18 protein-coding genes are annotated in these 18,485 nt (G+C 62.1%); 14 read left to right on the top strand and 4 right to left on the bottom strand.

The window, feature by feature from the left end:
• Positions 1-74: 74 nt before the first annotated feature.
• Positions 75-2,330: a ribonuclease R gene (gene rnr / locus V8359_RS15075; RefSeq protein WP_336429869.1), complete on the bottom strand. Its 2,256-nt coding sequence runs from the start codon at positions 2,328-2,330 to the stop codon at positions 75-77.
• Positions 2,331-2,430: 100 nt separating this feature from the next.
• Positions 2,431-2,886, bottom strand: a complete 456-nt coding sequence (locus V8359_RS15070; protein ID WP_336429867.1) for a nucleoside deaminase — start codon at positions 2,884-2,886, stop codon at positions 2,431-2,433.
• 62 nt (positions 2,887-2,948) lie between these two features.
• Between V8359_RS15070 and V8359_RS15065 the strand changes: the two genes are divergently transcribed.
• Complete coding sequence (locus tag V8359_RS15065) at positions 2,949-3,758, top strand: pseudouridine synthase (RefSeq protein ID WP_336429866.1); 810 nt, start codon at positions 2,949-2,951, stop codon at positions 3,756-3,758.
• Between the two features lie 97 nt (positions 3,759-3,855).
• Here the strand turns inward: V8359_RS15065 and V8359_RS15060 are convergent, their stop codons facing one another.
• Complete coding sequence (locus V8359_RS15060) at positions 3,856-4,872, bottom strand: GlxA family transcriptional regulator (RefSeq protein WP_336429865.1); 1,017 nt, start codon at positions 4,870-4,872, stop codon at positions 3,856-3,858.
• 122 nt (positions 4,873-4,994) lie between these two features.
• On the opposite strand from V8359_RS15060, the gene V8359_RS15055 reads away from it, so the two are divergent.
• The 8 genes from V8359_RS15055 (at position 4,995) to V8359_RS15020 (ending at position 12,163) form a co-directional block, all read left to right on the top strand.
• Positions 4,995-5,813 (top strand): TerC family protein, encoded by an 819-nt coding sequence (locus tag V8359_RS15055; RefSeq protein WP_336429864.1) that lies wholly within the window; start codon positions 4,995-4,997, stop codon positions 5,811-5,813.
• 58 nt (positions 5,814-5,871) lie between these two features.
• Complete coding sequence (locus V8359_RS15050; RefSeq protein WP_336429863.1) at positions 5,872-6,090, top strand: hypothetical protein; 219 nt, start codon at positions 5,872-5,874, stop codon at positions 6,088-6,090.
• A 2-nt stretch (positions 6,091-6,092) separates the two neighbouring features.
• On the top strand, positions 6,093-6,983 hold the full coding sequence (locus tag V8359_RS15045; protein ID WP_336429862.1) for a 5-bromo-4-chloroindolyl phosphate hydrolysis family protein: 891 nt from the start codon (positions 6,093-6,095) through the stop codon (positions 6,981-6,983).
• Between the two features lie 35 nt (positions 6,984-7,018).
• Entirely contained in the window at positions 7,019-8,215 is a 1,197-nt protein-coding gene (locus V8359_RS15040; RefSeq protein ID WP_336429861.1) for a toxic anion resistance protein, read from the top strand.
• 35 nt (positions 8,216-8,250) lie between these two features.
• Positions 8,251-9,171, top strand: a complete 921-nt coding sequence (locus V8359_RS15035; protein WP_336429860.1) for a DUF2927 domain-containing protein — start codon at positions 8,251-8,253, stop codon at positions 9,169-9,171.
• A gap of 17 nt (positions 9,172-9,188) precedes the next feature.
• Positions 9,189-10,298 carry an SPFH domain-containing protein gene (locus tag V8359_RS15030; protein ID WP_336429859.1) on the top strand — a complete coding sequence of 370 codons (1,110 nt, stop codon included), beginning with the start codon at positions 9,189-9,191 and terminating at the stop codon, positions 10,296-10,298.
• 87 nt (positions 10,299-10,385) lie between these two features.
• A complete protein-coding gene (locus V8359_RS15025; protein ID WP_336429857.1) occupies positions 10,386-11,492 on the top strand; it encodes a primosomal protein N' (replication factor Y) - superfamily II helicase in 1,107 nt (368 codons plus the stop codon).
• On the top strand, positions 11,489-12,163 hold the full coding sequence (locus V8359_RS15020) for a nitroreductase (RefSeq protein ID WP_336429855.1): 675 nt from the start codon (positions 11,489-11,491) through the stop codon (positions 12,161-12,163). Before V8359_RS15025 ends, V8359_RS15020 begins: the two co-directional genes overlap by 4 nt.
• 116 nt (positions 12,164-12,279) lie before the next feature.
• Here V8359_RS15020 and V8359_RS15015 read toward each other — a convergent pair whose 3' ends face one another.
• Complete coding sequence (locus V8359_RS15015) at positions 12,280-13,158, bottom strand: MurR/RpiR family transcriptional regulator (protein WP_336429854.1); 879 nt, start codon at positions 13,156-13,158, stop codon at positions 12,280-12,282.
• Positions 13,159-13,273: 115 nt separating this feature from the next.
• Here V8359_RS15015 and V8359_RS15010 point away from each other — a divergent pair, with 115 nt between their 5' ends.
• From V8359_RS15010 to V8359_RS14990, 5 genes are all read left to right on the top strand, one after another.
• Complete coding sequence (locus V8359_RS15010; protein ID WP_336429937.1) at positions 13,274-14,038, top strand: N-formylglutamate amidohydrolase; 765 nt, start codon at positions 13,274-13,276, stop codon at positions 14,036-14,038.
• Positions 14,031-14,627, top strand: coding sequence for a TRAP transporter small permease subunit (locus V8359_RS15005; protein ID WP_336429852.1), 597 nt, complete (start codon positions 14,031-14,033; stop codon positions 14,625-14,627). Before V8359_RS15010 ends, V8359_RS15005 begins: the two co-directional genes overlap by 8 nt.
• Positions 14,627-15,949: a TRAP transporter large permease gene (locus V8359_RS15000; RefSeq protein ID WP_336429850.1), complete on the top strand. Its 1,323-nt coding sequence runs from the start codon at positions 14,627-14,629 to the stop codon at positions 15,947-15,949. Before V8359_RS15005 ends, V8359_RS15000 begins: the two co-directional genes overlap by 1 nt.
• A gap of 51 nt (positions 15,950-16,000) precedes the next feature.
• A complete protein-coding gene (locus tag V8359_RS14995; protein WP_336429849.1) occupies positions 16,001-17,041 on the top strand; it encodes a TRAP transporter substrate-binding protein in 1,041 nt (346 codons plus the stop codon).
• Positions 17,042-17,116: 75 nt separating this feature from the next.
• On the top strand, positions 17,117-18,478 hold the full coding sequence (locus tag V8359_RS14990) for a glutamine synthetase family protein (RefSeq protein WP_336429848.1): 1,362 nt from the start codon (positions 17,117-17,119) through the stop codon (positions 18,476-18,478).
• The last annotated feature ends 7 nt before the right edge of the window (positions 18,479-18,485 follow it).

Genomic DNA, 18,485 nt, shown 5'->3' with positions numbered 1-18,485 from the left:
ACGCGGCTTCGCTTCACTTAGCTCAGTTCCGGCTTCGCTTCACTTAGCTCAGTTCCGGCTTCGCTTCACTTAGCTCAGTTCCGGCTTCGCTTCACCTTACGCTTCACCTTGGCTGCCTTCTTCTTCGCCGCTCCCTGCTTGCGCCGGGGCGGGGCGCCGCGCTTCGACCCCGAGCCGCGCGGCAGGGCCTTGCCCTCGATCGACACCAGATCAAGCGCGATTCCCCCGGTCACCGGCGCCGCCTCGGCAAGGCGCACAGTCACGCGCGTGCCCAATCCGATCACCCGACCGCTATCGGCACCGGTCAACGTCGCATTATCCGCGTCGAAATGAAAATATTCCCGTCCAAGGTTGCGCATCGGAATAAGGCCATCAGCCCCCGTTTCATCCAGCCGGACAAACGCCCCGAACCGCGCGATACCACTGATACGCCCGGTAAATTCCTCACCCACCCGTTCGCTCAGAAACGCGGCGAGGTACCGGTCGTTCGTGTCCCGCTCCGCCACCATCGAACGCCGCTCGGTCTCGGAAATATGCTGGCCGGTGCTCTCCATGCGCTCAACATCGCGCTGGCTCAGCCCATCGTCGCCCCAGCCATGCGCCGAGATGAGCGCCCGATGCACGACAAGGTCCGCATAGCGCCGGATCGGCGAGGTGAAATGCGCATACGCCCTCAGAGACAGGCCGAAATGCCCGAAATTCGACGGTGCATAATAGGCCTGTGTCATCGCGCGCAGGGTCGCCATGTTGACCTGTTCGGCGTGATCCGAGTCTGCCGCCCCCTTGAGGAGCGCATTGAGATGCGCTGTCTTGATCACCTGCCCCTTGGCCAGTGTCAGCCCCGCCGCCTCGGCCACTTCGCGCAAACTGTCGAGCTTTTCGGGCGGCGGCTCTTCGTGCACCCGGAACAGAAGCGGTGACTTCTTGGCCACCAGCGTTTCGGCAGCCGCCACATTGGCCAGCACCATGAACTCCTCGATAAGCTTGTGCGCATCGAGCCGGTCGGCAAAATTGACCGACACCACCTTGCCCTCATCGCTCAGCACCACTTTGCGTTCGGGCAGATCAAGGTTGAGCGGCTGACGTGCCGAACGCGCCGTCTTCAATGCCTCATAAGCAGCATAAAGCGGGCGGATGACATCCTCCAGAAGCGGCGCGCATTTCGCATTCGGCGCGCCATCCATCGCCGCCTGCACCTCCTGATAGTTGAGCGAGGCCGGCGACCGCATGAGTCCGCGCACGAACCGATGCCCGATTTTCTGGCCATGGGCATCGACCTGCATGCGCACCACGATACAGGCGCGCGGCACCCCCTCGTGAAGTGAGCACAGATCCCCCGAAAGACGATCGGGCAGCATCGGCACAACCCGGTCCGGGAAATAACTCGAATTGCCCCGCTTGCGCGCCTCGCGGTCAAGGTCCGAACCCGGCGTCACGTAATGCGCCACATCCGCAATGGCGACCCAGATCACATGCCCGTCCGCGTTCTTTGGGTCGTCGTCGGCATGGGCGAAACAGGCGTCATCATGGTCGCGCGCGTCATGCGGATCTATCGTGACCAGTGGCAAATCGCGCAGATCCTCACGATCTCCCAGCCCCGCAGGCTTCATCGCGTCGGCCTCGGCGATCACCTCGTCGGGAAAATCGTCGGGGATACCGTGCTGATGGATGGCGATAAGCGACACCGCACGCGGCGCGCTCGGATCGCCCAACCGGCCGACGATGCGGGCCCGTGGCAGGCCCATCCGGCCCTTGGGCCCGGACTGTTCGGCCTCGACCAATTCACCATCGCGGGCGCCTTGCTCGGCGTCCGAAGGCACGGCCCATTCCTTGTCCTGCCCCTTGTCGATGGGCTGAATTCGGCCCCCCTCGGCTCCCTTGCGGAAGATGCCCAATATCCTGCGCGGATTGGTTCCGATGCGCCGGATCAGCCGCCCTTCATAGTCATGCGCCTCATCCTTGACCTTGCTCACACGCATCAGGACGCGGTCACCCTCTCCCAGCGCCGGATCGCCCTGCTTGGGCACGATCAGCACGAGAGGCGCTTCGCCTTCGCCATGCCATTCCATCGGATGCGCATAAAGGTCGCCGTCGTCATCGGCTTGGCCCACCCGCAAAAGCGCCACAGGCGGAAGCCGGTCAGGGTCACGATAGCTCTTCTTGCGCTTCTCGAGATGGCCCTCTTCCTCAAGCTCCTTCAGCAGGCGCTTGAGGTCGATCCGCGCAGCCCCCTTGATGCCAAAGGCGCGGGCAATGTCGCGCTTGGAGGTTTCGGCGGGATGATCTTCGATCCATTTCAGGATGTCGTCTTTGGTGGGCAGCTGGCTCATATGTCTCGCGTATCATGCTCAAATGCGGGCGTCACCCGCAATAGCATGCGGGCCCGGCCCTTCTTCTTGCAGGTAAGTATCCCCGCCGGAGGCAAAAGACTCAATTCCCGCGCCGGCCCTTGAAAAACTCCCTCAGGGTCTCTTGCGCCTCATCCGCCGAGATGCCGTCGACCACCTCGGGCACATGATGACATTGCGGATGCGAAAAGACCCGCGCGCCATGGGCCACACCGCCGGATTTCGGGTCATCCGCCCCGTAACACACCCGCGCCAGCCGCGCCGCCGCGATGGCCCCCGCGCACATCGCGCAAGGCTCGAGCGTGACATAGAGCACGCAACCGCCAAGCCGCTCTGAGCCAAGGGCCGCAGATCCCGCCCGGATCACCAGCATCTCGGCATGCGCGGTCGGATCGTTCAATTCGCGCGTCCGATTGCCCTCGACGGCCAGCACCCGCCCCTCGGGCGACACGAGAACCGCGCCCACAGGCACCTCACCCCGTGCGCCCGCGGCATGCGCCTGCGCCAGCGCCTCTTGCATATGGCTTTTGAACGTCATGATCCTCCTTGCCGCGTCATCACCGCTTTCGCAAGCGCGCGTGATGGGCTAAAGCCCGGACCATGTCCGACAAGACCCCTCCCGGCGACCGTATCGCCAAAGTGATCGCGCGCGCGGGCCTCGCCAGCCGCCGCGAAGCCGAGCGCATGATCGAAGCCCGACGCGTCGCCGTCAATGGCCGCGTCATCGACCGCGCCGCGCTCAACGTGACGTCCAGCGACCGCATCACCGTCGATGGCCGCCCGCTCGAGGCGCCCGAGCCGCCGCGCCTGTGGCTGTATCACAAGCCAACGGGCCTTGTGACCACCACCCGCGATGAACAGGGACGCCAGACCATTTTCGACGCACTCCCCGACGATCTTCCCCGGGTGATGAGCGTCGGGCGCCTCGATATCAATTCCGAGGGGCTTTTGCTCCTGACCAATGACGGCGGGGTCAAGCGCAAGCTGGAACTGCCTTCGACGGGCTGGCTTCGGCGTTACCGCGTGCGCGTCAACGGGCGGCCCGAGGACGCCACCTTCGAACCGCTGCGCAAGGGTCTTACGCTCGACGGCGAACAGTTTCAGCCGATGCAAGTCACACTGGACCGTCAGCAGGGCGCGAATGCGTGGGTCACGGTCGCGATCCGCGAGGGCAAGAACCGCGAAGTGCGCCGCGCGATGGAGGCCGTGGGCCTGAGCGTCAACCGCCTGATCCGGGTCTCCTACGGCCCCTTCCAGCTTGGTCAGTTGAAATCCGGCGCGGTCGAAGAGGTCCGCCCCCGGATCCTGCGCGATCAGCTTGGCATGGAAGAAACACCCGAAGAGCCCAAGACCGGCACCGCCACCAAGGCCCGCCGCAAAAAGCCCGTGCCCCGCCGCCGCCGCAAGTGACACGCGCTATCAGTTGGCCCACGGCGTTCGATAAAGCCCGAGAGATGGGGTGTCGCGGCCCTCAGCGCACCGTTTGAACGCTGTATGCATTTCGCCTTTATCGCTGCCCGTTTTCCCAGGTTCGACGATAGGCCGCGGGCGATTTGCCATAGCGTTGCCGAAACCTCTTGGCCAATTGCGACGTGCCCGTGAAACCGCTGGCGACCGCGATCTCGCCCACGCTAAGCGTCGTCTCATTGAGAAGTGCATGGGCGCGCGCCACGCGCAAATCAACGTAGTAATCCATCGGCGACACCGAGGTGTGCTGCCGGAAAAGCCGCTCAAGCTGCCGGCGCGAGATACCGATCTCCTCGGTGATCTCGTGGATGTCGATCGGTGTCTCGATGTTGTCCTGCATCAGGCGGATCGCCGCGATAAGATGCGGGTTCCGACTTCCCAGCGCGGCGGAATACGCGGATTTCTGCGCCACGCTTTGCGCCCCGCTGCGGGCATGCAGGCACATATCCGCGACAATCAGCGCGAGGTTCTTGCCATGATCGCGCTCGATGATGCTCAGCATCATGTCCGTCGCCGCGCTGCCCCCGCCACAGGTGATCAACCCGTCATCGATTTCATATAGATGACCGGTCGGGGTCTGATCGTGGAAAATCTCCAGGAAGGCAGGCTGATTTTCCCAATGCAACGTGAACCGTCGTCCCCGGATCACCCCGGCCCGCGCCAGCGCGAAGGCCCCGGTACAGATCCCGCCGACATCACAACCATGCGCCGCCTGTCGGCTGATCCAGGCCACGGCGCGCGGCGACACGGTTGTAACCGGCTCGATCCCTGCGCACACGAACGCGCCCGCCTGCCGCGGCACATCCTGAAAACTGCTGTCGGGCGTGATATGAACCCCGCAGGAACACGAAACCGGCCCCCCGTCTTCGGTCATCAGGAACCAGCGATACAGCGCCTTGCCACTGATCTGGTTGGCAATCCGCAACGGCTCCACCGCGGCGGTGAAGGCCAACAGGGTCAGCTTTGGCAGCAAAAGAAAATAATAGTCCTTTGGCGGCCCCTCATAGGCCACATGGAAGCTGGCCGCCCCCTTGGGTATGAAACTGCGATCCGTCATGACCGGAACGTCATAGCACCACCTCGCGACAGGAAAAATAGGGCTCGACGGTTTCATTTTGTCTTGGCCGTCAGCCTGGGCTAAACCGTCCGCAACAGTAAACGACTCCCGGAGCGGATCACATGGCCGACCTTCTCACAATCGAAAACCTGGGCAACCTCCTGATGCTGATCTTTCTTCAGGCGGTTCTGGGCTTCGACAATCTTCTCTACATCTCGATCGAATCCCAGCGCGCGCCGGTCGCGCAACAACGGTCGGTGCGGTTCTGGGGGATCGTTCTGGCGGTCGCGCTGCGGATCGTGCTGCTCTTCACGATGGTCGAATTGATCGGCCTGCTGTCCGAGCCGTTCTTCATCCTCGATTTCGAAGGCATCCTCACGGGCGGGGTCAATTTCGCCACCTGCGTGTTCATCTTTGGCGGGATTTTCATCATCCACACCGCCGTGCAAGAGATCGGGCACATGCTGACCATCGAAAAGCTTGACGCCGATCTTTCCGACAAAGGGGGCAAATCGGCATGGAAGGTGATCATGCTCATCGTGATCACCAACCTGATCTTTTCGTTCGACTCCGTGCTTTCCGCGCTCGCCATCACCGATGTGTTCCCCCTTCTGGCCTTCGCCATCATCCTGTCGGGCCTTGCGATGCTGGTGCTGGCCGATGGTGTGACCCGCTTTCTGGAAAAGAACCGAATGTACGAGGTTCTGGGCCTTTTCATCTTGCTGATTGTTGGTGTGGTTCTTCTGGGCGAGGCCGGTCAGGCCGCGGCGCATGCCGCCCATGATCCCGAACTGGCCTTGCGCGTTTTCGGCTACGAGGTGGTGCCGATGTCCAAGACGACGTTCTATTTCTCGGTCGTCGTTCTGGTTGTGGTCGAGATTATCCAGTCCGGCTATACACGGAAGCTCAACACCGAACGCCGCACCGGAGCACGGCACTGACCCGCCTGATACTGGCACATGACACCATACGTGCTTATGTTACAAGCCGGAGGTTATGATGGCGAGATTGTTGCTTATGGCGATTTTGGTGCTCGTGGTCCTTGCGTGCCTCGTCATTCTGGTGTCCGCTCTGACGCGCGCACTTCAGGATGGCGGCCGGGCCCTTGCGACCGGTAAGGGAGAATTGATGGCACCGACCACGTTTCAAAAAATCGCCTACGCGGCACTGGCGATCCTGCTGCTTGGCGTTTCGCTGGGCTGGCTGGGGGGGCTCTGAGCATGGCCCGGCGCTTTGGGGGCAAGTTCAGCCCTGATGCCCAATCCGGGGCTGAGGACACGCCCGCCCCCACATCGGTTCGGGTCGATCCGGTGGGCGCGCGCGCGAACCTGCTGTTTCTGCCGCCCGTGGTGCTTCTCTTTACAACGCTCACCGATGGGCCCGTTACAATGGCCTTGGGGCTTGCCGGTGCCGGCACACTCAGCCTTGCGGCATGGCTTCTGCGAAGCGGCCTGCACGCAGAAGCGGCGTACCACGCACGCAAGATCGCCCGGCGCCCGGCGCTTCCGCGCAAAATACTGGCCAGTGGCCTGACCGGCGTCGGGGCGGCTTTGGCCGTGCTGGCGCATCAGGGGGGCGACGGCCTTTTCGCACCGATCATCTATGCCATTGCCGGGGGGGCGCTTCACGTCGCCGCCTTCGGCCCCGACCCGCTTCGCAACAAGGGGATGGACAACGTCGACCTGCATCAGACGGATCGCGTGGCCCGCGCCGTGGACCGGGCCGAAACGCATCTTGCCAACATGTCACAGGCCATTGAACGCGCCGGCGACAGAGAGGCCGAGACCCGCGTCGAACGCTTTCAGTCCCGCGTGCGCGAGATGCTCCGCACGGTCGAGGACGACCCCCGCGATCTTACGGCGGCGCGACGCTTTCTCAGCGTTTATCTCAAAGGGGCCACCGACGCGACGATCAAGTTCGCAGATATCTACAGCCGGTCACGCGATGCCAAAGCCCGAGCGGATTATCTGACCCTGCTTTCTGATCTCGAAAAGAATTTTTCGGCCAAGACCCGCACACTGCTCGAAGACAACAACGCCGATCTCGAGGTTGAAATCACAGTCCTGCGCGAGCGTTTGCAACGCGAAGGCATTCACCTGAACCGCAACTGACGCACACGCCAACGCACCATACGAGGGACCCCAAGATGTCAGACACCACCCGAGCCAAGGCCGAAGCCACCCTGACCGAAGTCGAAGAAGTCAACGCCATGATCCTGCCCGAACCCAAGGAGGCGAATGCCGTTGTCCGCTTGAAAGAGGCCGATGCCCCAACCAGCGCGGAAATTCAGAGGCGGATGGATGAAATCAACATGTCCGATACGAATTCCATCGTGTCGTTCGGATCGGCCGCGCAGGCGGAATTGCAGCAGATTTCCCAATCCATGCTTCAGGGTGTGCGCAACAAGGATGTAGGCCCCGCCGGTGACAGCCTGCGCTCGATCGTGACCACGATTCGCGGTTTCTCGGTGTCCGAACTTGACGTCCGGCGCGAGCGGACATGGTGGGAAAAAATTCTGGGTCGCGCCGCGCCCATGGCCAAGTTCACCGCCCGTTTCGAGGATGTGCAGGATCAGATCGACCGCATCACCGATCAATTGCTGGGCCACGAACATACGCTGCTCAAGGATATCAAATCGCTTGACCTGCTCTACGAAAAGACCCTGCAATTCTACGACGAACTCGCGCTCTATATCGCCGCGGGCGAGGAAAAGCTCAACGTGCTCGATAGCGTGGACATCCCCGCCAAAGAGGCAGAAGTCAATGATGCACCCGAAGATGAGCAGGTTATGAAGGCGCAGGAACTGCGCGATTTGCGCGCCGCGCGCGACGATCTGGAACGCCGCGTCCACGACCTTAAACTTACACGTCAGGTCACAATGCAGTCGCTGCCGTCGATCAGACTTGTGCAAGAAAACGACAAAAGCCTTGTCACCAAGATCAATTCGACCCTCGTCAACACCGTGCCGCTCTGGGAAACACAGCTTGCACAGGCGGTGACGATCCAAAGGTCCGCCGACGCCGCCACCGCCGTTCGCGAAGCCAACGACCTGACCAATGAACTGTTGACCTCGAATGCGAAAAACCTGCGCGAATCCAACAAGATGATCCGCGAAGAGATGGAGCGTGGCGTGTTCGACATCGAGGCCGTGAAACAGGCCAATGCCGATCTGATCGGCACGATTCAGGAAAGCCTCGAGATCGCGGACGAGGGCAAGGCAAAGCGCGCCGCCGCCGAAGAGGATCTGCGCAAGATGGAAACCGAACTGCGCGACACGCTGGCCTCGGCCAAAGCCCGTCGCGATGGCACCGGCGACACCGCCGGAACCTCGGTTCCACAGTGATCCGCACCGGGATCATATCCCGGATCGCGGCGACAGTGGCCCTAGCCGCCGTCGCCGCCTGCGCCCCCTTGGCCGAACGCCCGGAGGTGACGCCACACGCGCGCCCTGACGGTCTTGTCCCGGACACTCAAGTTGTCGATCACGAGCCCTCTGCTCAAAGCCGCGCGCTCACCCGACGGTATGCCCGGCTCGAACAGCACCTCGTCGCCCAAGGTCTTCTGCGCACCGATGGCGGCGGTCCCGACACCTACTATTCCGACGAGGATCTTTTGCGGAACTTCGAGCGGATCGTGTTTTATGACGAACACGCGGTGGGTGCCGGTGCGAAGCGCGCGCCCAACCAACCCGGTGTTCTGCGAAAATGGCCGAGCCCTGTGCGTCTTTCGGTGGCCTTTGGAACCACCGTTTCCGAACAGCAGCGCAGCACCGACACAGCGATGGTCGCGCGCTACGCGTCCCGGCTTGCACAGGTCACCGGCCATCCGATTTCCATGTCCGACAGGGTGCCGAATTTCCATGTCTTCTTCATGACCTCAGATGACGGGGCCGAAGCACAGGCGATGCTGCGCGCCGTATCTCCCAACGTGAACACGGCGACCCTCTCACTCGTGGGGAACCTGCCGCGCTCGATCCATTGCCTCGTCACCGCCTTCGGACGTGACGGCGACGTGGCCAGCTATACCCGCGCCATAGCCTTCGTGCGCGCCGAGCATACCGAACTCATGCGCCGTAGCTGTGTCCACGAAGAGGTGGCCCAAGGCCTTGGCCTCGCCAATGACAGCCCGCGCGCCCGGCCCTCGATCTTCAACGATGACGACGAATTCGCGCTTCTGACCAGCCATGACGAGAAGCTGCTCAACCTGCTATACAATCCCCGCCTCACCCCCGGCATGACCCCGGACGAGGCCCGCCCCATCCTGCGCCGGCTCATTGCCGCGCAAGAGGGTGCAATTTAGATCACAGGAGACCCCATATGGGCATTTTCGATTTTCTTACCGGCGAATTCATCGATGTCATCCACTGGACCGACGACACGCGCGACACGATGGTCTGGCGCTTCGAGCGTGAAGGCCACGAGATCAAGTATGGCGCCAAGCTCACGGTGCGCGAAGGGCAGGCGGCGGTTTTTGTCCACGAAGGACAGCTCGCTGATGTGTTCACACCCGGCCTCTACATGCTCGAAACCAACAACATGCCGGTGATGACCACGCTTCAGCACTGGGATCACGGCTTTCAATCACCTTTCAAATCCGAAATCTATTTCGTCAACACGACGCGGTTCAACGATCTGAAATGGGGCACCAAGAACCCGATCATGCTGCGCGATCCCGAATTCGGCCCCACCCGCCTGCGCGCCTATGGCACCTACTCCGTCCGCGTCTCAGACCCCGCAAGGTTCCTGTTGGAAATCGTCGGCACGGACGGCGAATTCACGATGGACGAAATCAGCTACCAGATCCGCAACATCATCGTGCAGGAGTTTTCCCGCGCCATCGCGTCCTCGGGCATCCCGGTGCTCGACATGGCCGCCAACACCGCCGATCTGGGCAAGCTGGTGGCCGAGGCCATTTCCGCCACCATCGCCGAATACGGCCTGACAATCCCCGAACTTTATATCGAGAACATCTCGCTGCCGCCGGCCGTCGAAAAGGCGCTCGACAAGCGCACGTCGATGGGTGTCGTGGGTGATCTCGGGCGGTTCACGCAATACTCCGCCGCCGAAGCCATGACCGAGGCCGCCCAGAACCCCGCAGGCGGCGGCATGGCGGCAGGCATGGGCGCTGGCATGGGCCTTGCCATGGCGCAACAGATGGGCGGCTCGTCCCCTTGGGGTGCGCGGCCCGCGCCTGCCACGGCCGCTCCCCCGCCGCAACCGGTCGAACATGTCTGGCACATCGCCGAGAAGGGCGAGACGCGCGGCCCCTTCTCCAAGGCCGACATGGGCCGCATGGCGCAGGAAGGCGGCCTCACGCGTGACACCCATGTCTGGACCCCCGGTCAGGACGGATGGATGCGCGCGGGACAAGTGCAGGAACTCGCTCAGCTTTTCACTGTGCTTCCGCCCCCGCCACCTGCCGACTGAACCGCCCCTGAGCGCGCGCAAAAAACCACCTTGCCCTGCGTCTGCGCCTGTCTGGAAAATAACACATAACACCGCCGGTGCCGCCCCATGACCCCGCCCGACACCTCCGCTCCTCCCGCCCAACACCGGTTTCCCTGTGACAATTGCGGGGCGGATTTCCGGTTCGATCCAGGCCAGGATCAGTTGAAATGCGACCATTGCGGCAACACGAGCGTGATCGAAACACCGCCTCCCGCCCGCGCCATCCGCGAACTGGATTTCCGCACAGCACTCGAGGATCGTCTCCCCGAGCAGGAGATCGAGGAAACCCGCGTCCTCGCCTGCCCCAATTGCGGCGCGCAGGTTGAATTCGATGCCGACACCCACGCCGCGGAATGCCCGTTTTGCGCCACCCCTGTCGTAACCGGGACCGGCACGCACCGCCACATCAAGCCGCGCGGCCTCCTGCCCTTCGCGCTTGAGGAGCGGGAGGCGCGGCGCGCGATGACCGAATGGCTGGGCCGCCTGTGGTTCGCGCCGGGCGGACTTCAGGAATATGCGCGCAAGGGGCGCAAAATGCAGGGTATCTATGTCCCGTACTGGACCTTCGACGCCGACACCAAGTCACGGTATGCAGGTGAGCGCGGGACGGTTTATTACGAAACCCGCACCGTCACCCGCAATGGTAAGCGTGAGCGCGTCCGCGTGGCCAAGATACGCTGGCGCAATGTCTCGGGGCGCGTGGCGCGGTTCTTCGATGACGTGCTCGTTCTGGCCTCGACCTCACTGCCCAAACGCTACACCGACGCGCTGGAACCTTGGGATCTGGCCGCTCTTGAACCCTACAGGCCCGAATACCTCGCCGGGTTTCGCGCCGAAGGGTATACCGTCCCGCTCGAGGCGGGCTTCGACGAAGCACGCGGACATATGGACCGCGTCATCGCCCGCGATGTGAAATTCGACATCGGCGGTGACCGGCAACGCATTCACCGTATCGACACGGACCTGCGCGACGTCACGTTCAAGCATATCCTGCTACCGGTATGGCTTGCCGCGTATAAATACCGCGGCGAAACCTATCGGTTCGTTGTCAACGGGCGCACGGGCCGGGTGCAGGGTGAACGCCCTTGGTCGGCCATCAAGATCACCATCGCTGTCATCCTCGGTCTGCTTGTGGCCGGGGCTGTCGGCTATGGTGTGGCGATCACCCAATGACAGACACAGCCGACACCCTGAACAGCCTCCTTGCCGCACGCCATAGTTGTCGCGCCTTCCTCCCCGATCAGGTGCCCGTGGACACGATCCGCGACGTGATCCGCATGGCAGGGCGCGCGCCCTCGTGGTGCAACGCTCAGCCGTGGCAGGCGCTGATCACGCAAGGCCCCGAAACCGACAGGTTTCGCACCGGCTTGCAGGATGCCGTCAAGGCCGGACCGCCCGCGCCGGACCTGCCTTGGCCCGACTCCTATCCCGGCGTTCATGGCGACCGGCGGCGCACCTGTGGCTATCAGCTTTACGAGGCTGTGGGCATCGCGCGGGCCGATCGGGCAGGCCGCGCCGCGCAATCGGCCCGCAACTTTGCACTGTTTGACGCGCCGCACGTTGCGATACTGCATTCCGAGGCCGCGCTCGGGCCCTATGGCGCGCTGGATTGCGGCGGGTTTCTCATGACCTTCCTGCTGGCCGCCGAGGCCCATGGTCTGGGCACGATTGCACAAGCCTCAGTCGCGGCCTATCCGAATTTCATCCGCGCCCATTTCGGCCTGCCCGAAACCCGCCTCGTGCTCTGTGCCATATCCTTTGGTTACGCTGACACATCCCACCCCGCCAACCGCTTTCGCACCGAACGGGCCGGGATCGGGGACATTCTCGATCTGCGGGGGTGAAGTGTGTCGCGCAAAACCTGCCTCACAGAGCTTTGCGACATACAGAACATCGTCCAGCCGTTGCACGCGCTTGGCCTGTCGCTGAAACCTCAGGCTAAAGGTGAACCCCTTTAGATTCAGCTTCCACCGGGTTTTCGGAAAAGGCGTGTCTGATCGAATATCCGGTCCAGTTCCTCGTAGCGGTCGCGCGCGTCCGGCCAGCGGGCCTCCTGTACCGCCGCGATCATCGCTTCCAGAAGCATCATCGTCGCGATATTGCTGTCCCAGCCTGACGGAATTTCCACCCAGCAGGTGAAGGCATGATCGGCCACGCGCGCCACCGGTGAGGTCCACTGATCCGTGATCAGCACAACCTTCACCCCCCGCTCCGAGGCAAGCTCGGCCAGCCGGAGCAGGTTCGATTCGTATCTGCGGATATCAAAGATGAGAAGCGTGTCCCCTTCCCCCATGTCGAGCACGTAATGCGGCCATGTCGCCGTCGAGGAGGTCATGTGAACCACCCCCGGACGAATTGCCTGAAAATGCGTGAAGGCATAATCGGCAAGGCTCCGCGTGATCCGTCCGCCGACCACGTAAAGCTGCCCGGTCTCGCGCGCCATAAGCGCGACCGAGGCGTCAAAGCTCTGGCTGTCGAGATGCGAAAAGCTTTGGGCGAGGTTGTGGGTCACCGCCTGTGAGAACCGGTTGAGCAGATGCGTTTCAGGCGCCTCCGTGGCCCATGCGGCACGGCGCTGAGTAGGCCCCGAAACCTTGGCCTGCAACTCTCTGAGCAATGCCTTGTGAAATTGCGGAAACCCTTTGAAGCCCAGCTTCTGAACCATCCGCGCCACGGTGGGCGTCGAGACATCCGCATTCGCCGCCACCTCGGTGATCGAGGCCAGCCCAGCCCCCGGATAATCCTGCAAAAGCGCATTGGCGAACTTGCGCTCCGACGGGGTCAACCCGTCATATGCACTGCGGATCAGGTCACGAACGCTCTGGTCATTCTCGGGCATGTGCGGCAAGCCCTCCCTTCATGTTGTGAATATATTGACACAGACACCCACTTGTGGAAACATTTTTTCAGACAAGGGGACCCCAGTGACATCCAAAACCGGTGACAGCGTGGAAATGCAGGCGGTTGAGCGCGTGAATGAAGACGGCGCCGGTCCCGTGGTGATTCTCTGTGAGCATGCCTCGAACCGGTTTCCCGACGCGTTCGGCACCCTTGGCCTGAGCGCCGAAGACCGCGAAAGCCACGCCGCCTGGGATCCGGGCGCACGGGCCGTGGCGCTTGGTCTCTCGCGGGCGCTTGACGCGCCGCTGATCGCCTCGACCGTCTCGCGGCTGATCTATGACTGCAATCGCCCCCCCACGGCACCCAGCGCGATGCCTGCGCAATCCGAAAAGATTTCCATCCCCGGCAACAGCGACCTGACCGGCCCCGATCGGCAACGCCGCATCGACGCCGTCTATACCCCTTTCTGCGATGCCGCGGGCGAGGTGATCGCCCGCCGCAAGGCCCGGAAACTTCCCGCCGCGCTGGTGACGGTCCACAGTTTCACCCCGGTTTTTCACGACGCCCCCCGCGCGGTCGAGATCGGCATCCTGCACGATGACGACACGCGCCTCGCCGATGCCATGCTGAACTGTGCCACACAGCTTCCCCACCGCCGGATCGAACGGAACGCCCCCTACGGCCCCGAAGATGGCGTCACCCATTCGCTCAAACTGCACGGGATCGGGCATGACATGCCCAACGTGATGATCGAAATCCGCAATGACCTGCTGCGCACACGCGCCGAGGAAGAGGCCATGACCCAGGACATTCTCGCCCTGCTCCGGCCCGCGCTCGCGCGGCTTAAACTCGTGACGCCGGGGGGGCCTCATGCCTAGTCCCGTTCTTGCTTATATTCGGGGTATCGACGCGATGAATCGCTTTATCGGTCGCGTCACGATGTATCTGATCTTCGGTCTTATCGCTGTCCTGCTCTGGTCGTCGATCTCCAAGACATTCTTCCTGCCTTCACTCTGGACGCTCGAATCCGCGCAATTCATCATGGTCGCCTATTACGTCCTTGGCGGGCCTTATTCGATTCAGCTTGGCTCGAATGTGCGGATGGACCTTTTTTACGGCGGCTGGAGCACCCGGCAAAAGGCGTGGATGGACGCCTTTACCGTCTTCTTCCTGATGTTCTATCTCGGCGTGCTGCTTTATGGGGCCGTTGGCTCCACGGCTTATTCCCTGGGCTATTTCGGCACCGAGCCGTTTTCGTTCTTCTGGGATCTTCTGATCACGCTCGTGACCGAAGGGCCCGCGGCCGCAGGTGATATGCTGGGCTACATGGAGCGCAGCTCGACCGCGTGGCGACCCTTCATTTGGCCCGTCAAAACCGTTCTCTGCATCGGGGTCTTTCTCATGCTTCTGCAATGTCTCGCGGAGCTTTTCCGCGATATCGCGCGCCTGCGCGGGATGGAAATCTGATGCCCTACGAAATGATCGCCATCCTGATGTTCAGCTCGATGATGCTGATGCTTCTCACCGGTCAGCGCGTGTTCGGTGCGATCGGCTTTGTTGGCGCGGTGGCCGGGCTTCTGCTCTGGGGGACGGGCGGTGTCGACGTGCCCTTCACCGCGGCGATGAAGCTGATGAAATGGTATCCGCTGCTGACCCTGCCGATGTTCATCTTCATGGGGTATGTCCTGTCGGAATCGCGCATCGCGGATGACCTCTACAAGATGTTCCACGTCTGGATGGGGCCGGTCAAAGGCGGGCTTGCCATCGGAACGATCGGCCTCATGGTCCTGATTTCGGCAATGAACGGGCTGTCGGTCGCGGGCATGGCCATCGGCGCCACCATCGCCCTGCCGGAGCTTCTGCGCCGAGGTTATGACAAGATCATGGTCACCGGTGTCATTCAGGCTGGATCGTCCCTTGGCATCCTCGTGCCGCCCTCGGTGGTGTTGGTGCTCTATGCGATGATCGCCCGTCAGCCGGTGGGGCAACTCTGGCTCGCCGGTGTTATTCCCGGCCTGCTGATGGCCACACTTTTCATCATCTACATCTATGTGCGCTGCCGGATGCAGCCCGAACTTGGCCCCGCCCTCCCGAAAGAAGAGCGCGACATTTCCACCGCCGAGAAGCTGCGCCTGCTGCGCGCGGGGCTGCTGCCGCTTATCATCTTCGCCGCCATGATGGTGCCTTTCGTCAAGGGATGGACCTCACTGGTGGAAAGCTCGGCCATCGGCGCGATGACCGCCTTTCTCGCCGCGATCCTCAAGGGGCGCATGACGCGCGATGTGTTCGAGAATTCGGTGCGCAACACGCTGGCCATTTCCTGCATGTTCATGTGGATCATCCTCGCCGCACTTGGTTTCGGCGCGATCTTTGACGGGCTCGGTGCGGTCAAGGCGATCGAGGATCTATTCACCACGCAGTTGGGCCTCGGGCCGTGGGCGATCCTCATCCTCATGCAACTCAGCTTCATCGTGATGGGCACCTTCCTTGACGACACCGCCATGCTGGTGATCGTCGCGCCGCTTTACGTGCCGCTGGTGGACGAACTGGGGTTCGATCTCATCTGGTATGGTGTGCTTTATACCATCACGACGCAGATCGCCTATATGACGCCCCCCTTTGGCTATAACCTCTTTCTCATGCGCGCCATGGCGCCGCCTGAAATCGGGCTGCGCGACATCTACGTGTCGATCATCCCCTTCGTCTTCGTGATGGTCGCCGCGCTGTCGCTGGTGATGATCTTTCCACAGATCGCCCTCTGGCTGCCCGATTACATCTACGGAAAATAACCACCAAGAACCCCGATCAGGGGGTCATCATTCAACAAAGGAGAGAAGTCCATGACCACAAGACGCAAGTTCCTTCAAACCGCCGGTGTCGGCGCGATGGCCGCACCGCTGGCCACGCCCGCGATCGCGCAATCCACCATCACATGGCGCATGCAGACCTATGCCGGCGCCGCGCTGGCCGAACATGTGGCGAAACCCGCCATCGACATGTTCAACAAGATCGCCGGTGACCGCATGCAGATCGAGCTTTACTACGCCGATCAGCTGGTGCCCACGGGCGAGCTTTTCCGCGCGATGCAGCGCGGCACCATCGACGCCGTGCAATCGGATGACGATTCCATGGCCTCGCCCACCGAAGTCACCGTGTTCGGCGGCTACTTCCCCTTCGGCTGTCGCTACTCGCTCGATGTTCCGGTGCTCTTCAACGATTACGGGCTCGATGAGATCTGGAAAGAGGAATACGCCAAGGTCGGCGTTCAACACATTAGCGCAGGCTCATGGGATCCCTGTCACTTCGCGACCAAGGATCCGATCCGCAGCCTTGCCGACCTCGAAGGCAAGCGCGTCTTCACCTTCCCCACGGCGGGCCGCTTCCTGTCGCAGTTCGGCGTCGTGCCGGTCTCCCTCCCGTGGGAGGACATCGAAGTCGCCGTTCAAACGGGCGAGCTTGACGGCATCGCGTGGTCGGGCATCACCGAGGATTACACCGTCGGCTGGGCGGATGTGACCAACTACTTCCTCACCAACAACATCTCGGGGGCGTGGATCGGCCACTTCTTTGCGAATCAGGGCCGCTGGGATGAACTCCCCGAAGACCTCAAGACCCTGTTCAAGGTCTGCTGCGAGCAGTCGCACTATTACCGTCAACACTGGTATTGGGGCGGCGAGGCGCGCCTGCGCACCGAGGGCACGAAGCTGGAACTCACCACGATCCCAGACGCCGAATGGGAAAAGGTCGAGCAAGCGGCGGAAGTCTTCTGGGATGAAATCGCAGCCGAGTCCGAAACCAAGGCGAAGGTTGTGCAGATCTTCAAGGACTACAACAAGACCATGCGCGAGGCGGGCCGCCCGTATCGCTATGGCGTGACCTGAGCAGGCCGCGACCCTTACCAACCGGAAGGCCCCGCCGGGGCCTTCCACCACTTTAAAACGATGGAACACACGAACATGACCGGACCCCTCAGCTTCGATGATCTCAAAACAATGGTGTCGGACGGCACGATCGACACCGTGTTGGTCTGTCTCGTGGATATGCAGGGCCGCCTCATGGGCAAGCGGTTCCACGCCGGCCATTTCGTCAACGGCGCCTATGACGAAACCCATTGCTGCAATTACCTTCTGGCCACCGATCTGGAAATGGAAACACCCGACGGCTATGCCGCGACCTCATGGGAGCGCGGCTATGGCGATTACGTGATGAAACCCGACCTTTCGACCCTGCGCCTCATGCCATGGCTGGACGGGACCGCGATGGTCCTCTGCGATGTATTGGATCATCACACCCACCAAGAGATTTCCCACAGCCCCCGGTCGATCCTCAAGAAACAACTCTCACGCCTCAAGGCGATGGGCTTTGACGCGATGATGGCGACCGAACTCGAGTTCTTCCTTTTCGAGAAAAGTTTCGATCAGATCCGCCGCGACAAGTTTCGCGATCTCGAGCCGATCTCGGGCTATAACGAAGATTACGCGATCCTTCAGACCACGAAGGAAGAGCATATCATGCGCCCGATCCGAAACCACCTGTGGACTGCGGGCGTGCCCGTCGAGAACTCCAAGGGGGAGGCCGAGACCGGGCAGGAAGAACTCAACATCAAATACGCCCCTGCCCTCGACACCGCCGACTATCACACCATCGCCAAGCACGCGGTCAAGGAGATCGCATGGCAGCAAGGCCACGCCGCAAGCTTCCTGCCCAAATGGCACCACGACAAGGTCGGAAGTTCGAGCCACGTGCACCAATCGCTCTGGAAAGACGGCAAACCCGCCTTCTTCGACGCCGATGATGACCTTGGCATGTCCGGCCTGATGAAGAATTACATGGCCGGACTGCTGAAATACGCACCCGACTATACCTATTTTCTGGCCCCCTACATCAACAGCTACAAGCGGTTCCAGAAAGGCAGCTTCGCCCCCACGCGCATCATCTGGTCGGTGGACAACCGCACCGCCGGCTTCCGCCTTTGCGGCGACGGCACCAAGGGCATCCGGGTCGAATGCCGGATCGGCGGCTCCGACATCAACCCCTACCTTGCCATGGCCGCGCAACTGGCCGCCGGGATTACCGGAATCGAGGACGGGCTCGATCTTGCCCCCGCCTTCTCTGGCGATGCCTATGCGGGCGACACCGGGCTGATCCCGTCCAATCTGCGCGATGCGCGCGACACGCTGCGCGGCTCGGCGATGCTGCGTGCGGCGATGGGGGATGATGTGATCGACCACTACACCCGCGCCGCCGAAGTCGAGATCGAGGATTTTGACCGCGTCGTCACCGATTACGAAATCGCCCGCGGATTCGAGCGGGCATGACGCCTTC

The organism is Roseovarius sp. E0-M6, assembly GCF_037083845.1.
Taxonomy (GTDB): domain Bacteria; phylum Pseudomonadota; class Alphaproteobacteria; order Rhodobacterales; family Rhodobacteraceae; genus Roseovarius.
This window is presented reverse-complemented; position numbering and strand designations above follow the sequence as displayed.

Bases quoted from the DNA above. Each gene is read 5' to 3' on its own strand.
- rnr (WP_336429869.1), bottom strand. From the start codon at position 2,330: ATGAGCCAGCTGCCCACCAAAGACGACATCCTGAAATGGATCGAAGAT.
- V8359_RS15070 (WP_336429867.1), bottom strand. From the start codon at position 2,886: ATGACGTTCAAAAGCCATATGCAAGAGGCGCTGGCGCAGGCGCATGCC.
- V8359_RS15065 (WP_336429866.1), top strand. From the start codon at position 2,949: ATGTCCGACAAGACCCCTCCCGGCGACCGTATCGCCAAAGTGATCGCG.
- V8359_RS15060 (WP_336429865.1), bottom strand. From the start codon at position 4,872: ATGACGGATCGCAGTTTCATACCCAAGGGGGCGGCCAGCTTCCATGTG.
- V8359_RS15055 (WP_336429864.1), top strand. From the start codon at position 4,995: ATGGCCGACCTTCTCACAATCGAAAACCTGGGCAACCTCCTGATGCTG.
- V8359_RS15050 (WP_336429863.1), top strand. From the start codon at position 5,872: ATGGCGAGATTGTTGCTTATGGCGATTTTGGTGCTCGTGGTCCTTGCG.
- V8359_RS15045 (WP_336429862.1), top strand. From the start codon at position 6,093: ATGGCCCGGCGCTTTGGGGGCAAGTTCAGCCCTGATGCCCAATCCGGG.
- V8359_RS15040 (WP_336429861.1), top strand. From the start codon at position 7,019: ATGTCAGACACCACCCGAGCCAAGGCCGAAGCCACCCTGACCGAAGTC.
- V8359_RS15030 (WP_336429859.1), top strand. From the start codon at position 9,189: ATGGGCATTTTCGATTTTCTTACCGGCGAATTCATCGATGTCATCCAC.
- V8359_RS15025 (WP_336429857.1), top strand. From the start codon at position 10,386: ATGACCCCGCCCGACACCTCCGCTCCTCCCGCCCAACACCGGTTTCCC.
- V8359_RS15020 (WP_336429855.1), top strand. From the start codon at position 11,489: ATGACAGACACAGCCGACACCCTGAACAGCCTCCTTGCCGCACGCCAT.
- V8359_RS15015 (WP_336429854.1), bottom strand. From the start codon at position 13,158: ATGCCCGAGAATGACCAGAGCGTTCGTGACCTGATCCGCAGTGCATAT.
- V8359_RS15010 (WP_336429937.1), top strand. From the start codon at position 13,274: ATGCAGGCGGTTGAGCGCGTGAATGAAGACGGCGCCGGTCCCGTGGTG.
- V8359_RS15005 (WP_336429852.1), top strand. From the start codon at position 14,031: ATGCCTAGTCCCGTTCTTGCTTATATTCGGGGTATCGACGCGATGAAT.
- V8359_RS15000 (WP_336429850.1), top strand. From the start codon at position 14,627: ATGCCCTACGAAATGATCGCCATCCTGATGTTCAGCTCGATGATGCTG.
- V8359_RS14995 (WP_336429849.1), top strand. From the start codon at position 16,001: ATGACCACAAGACGCAAGTTCCTTCAAACCGCCGGTGTCGGCGCGATG.
- V8359_RS14990 (WP_336429848.1), top strand. From the start codon at position 17,117: ATGACCGGACCCCTCAGCTTCGATGATCTCAAAACAATGGTGTCGGAC.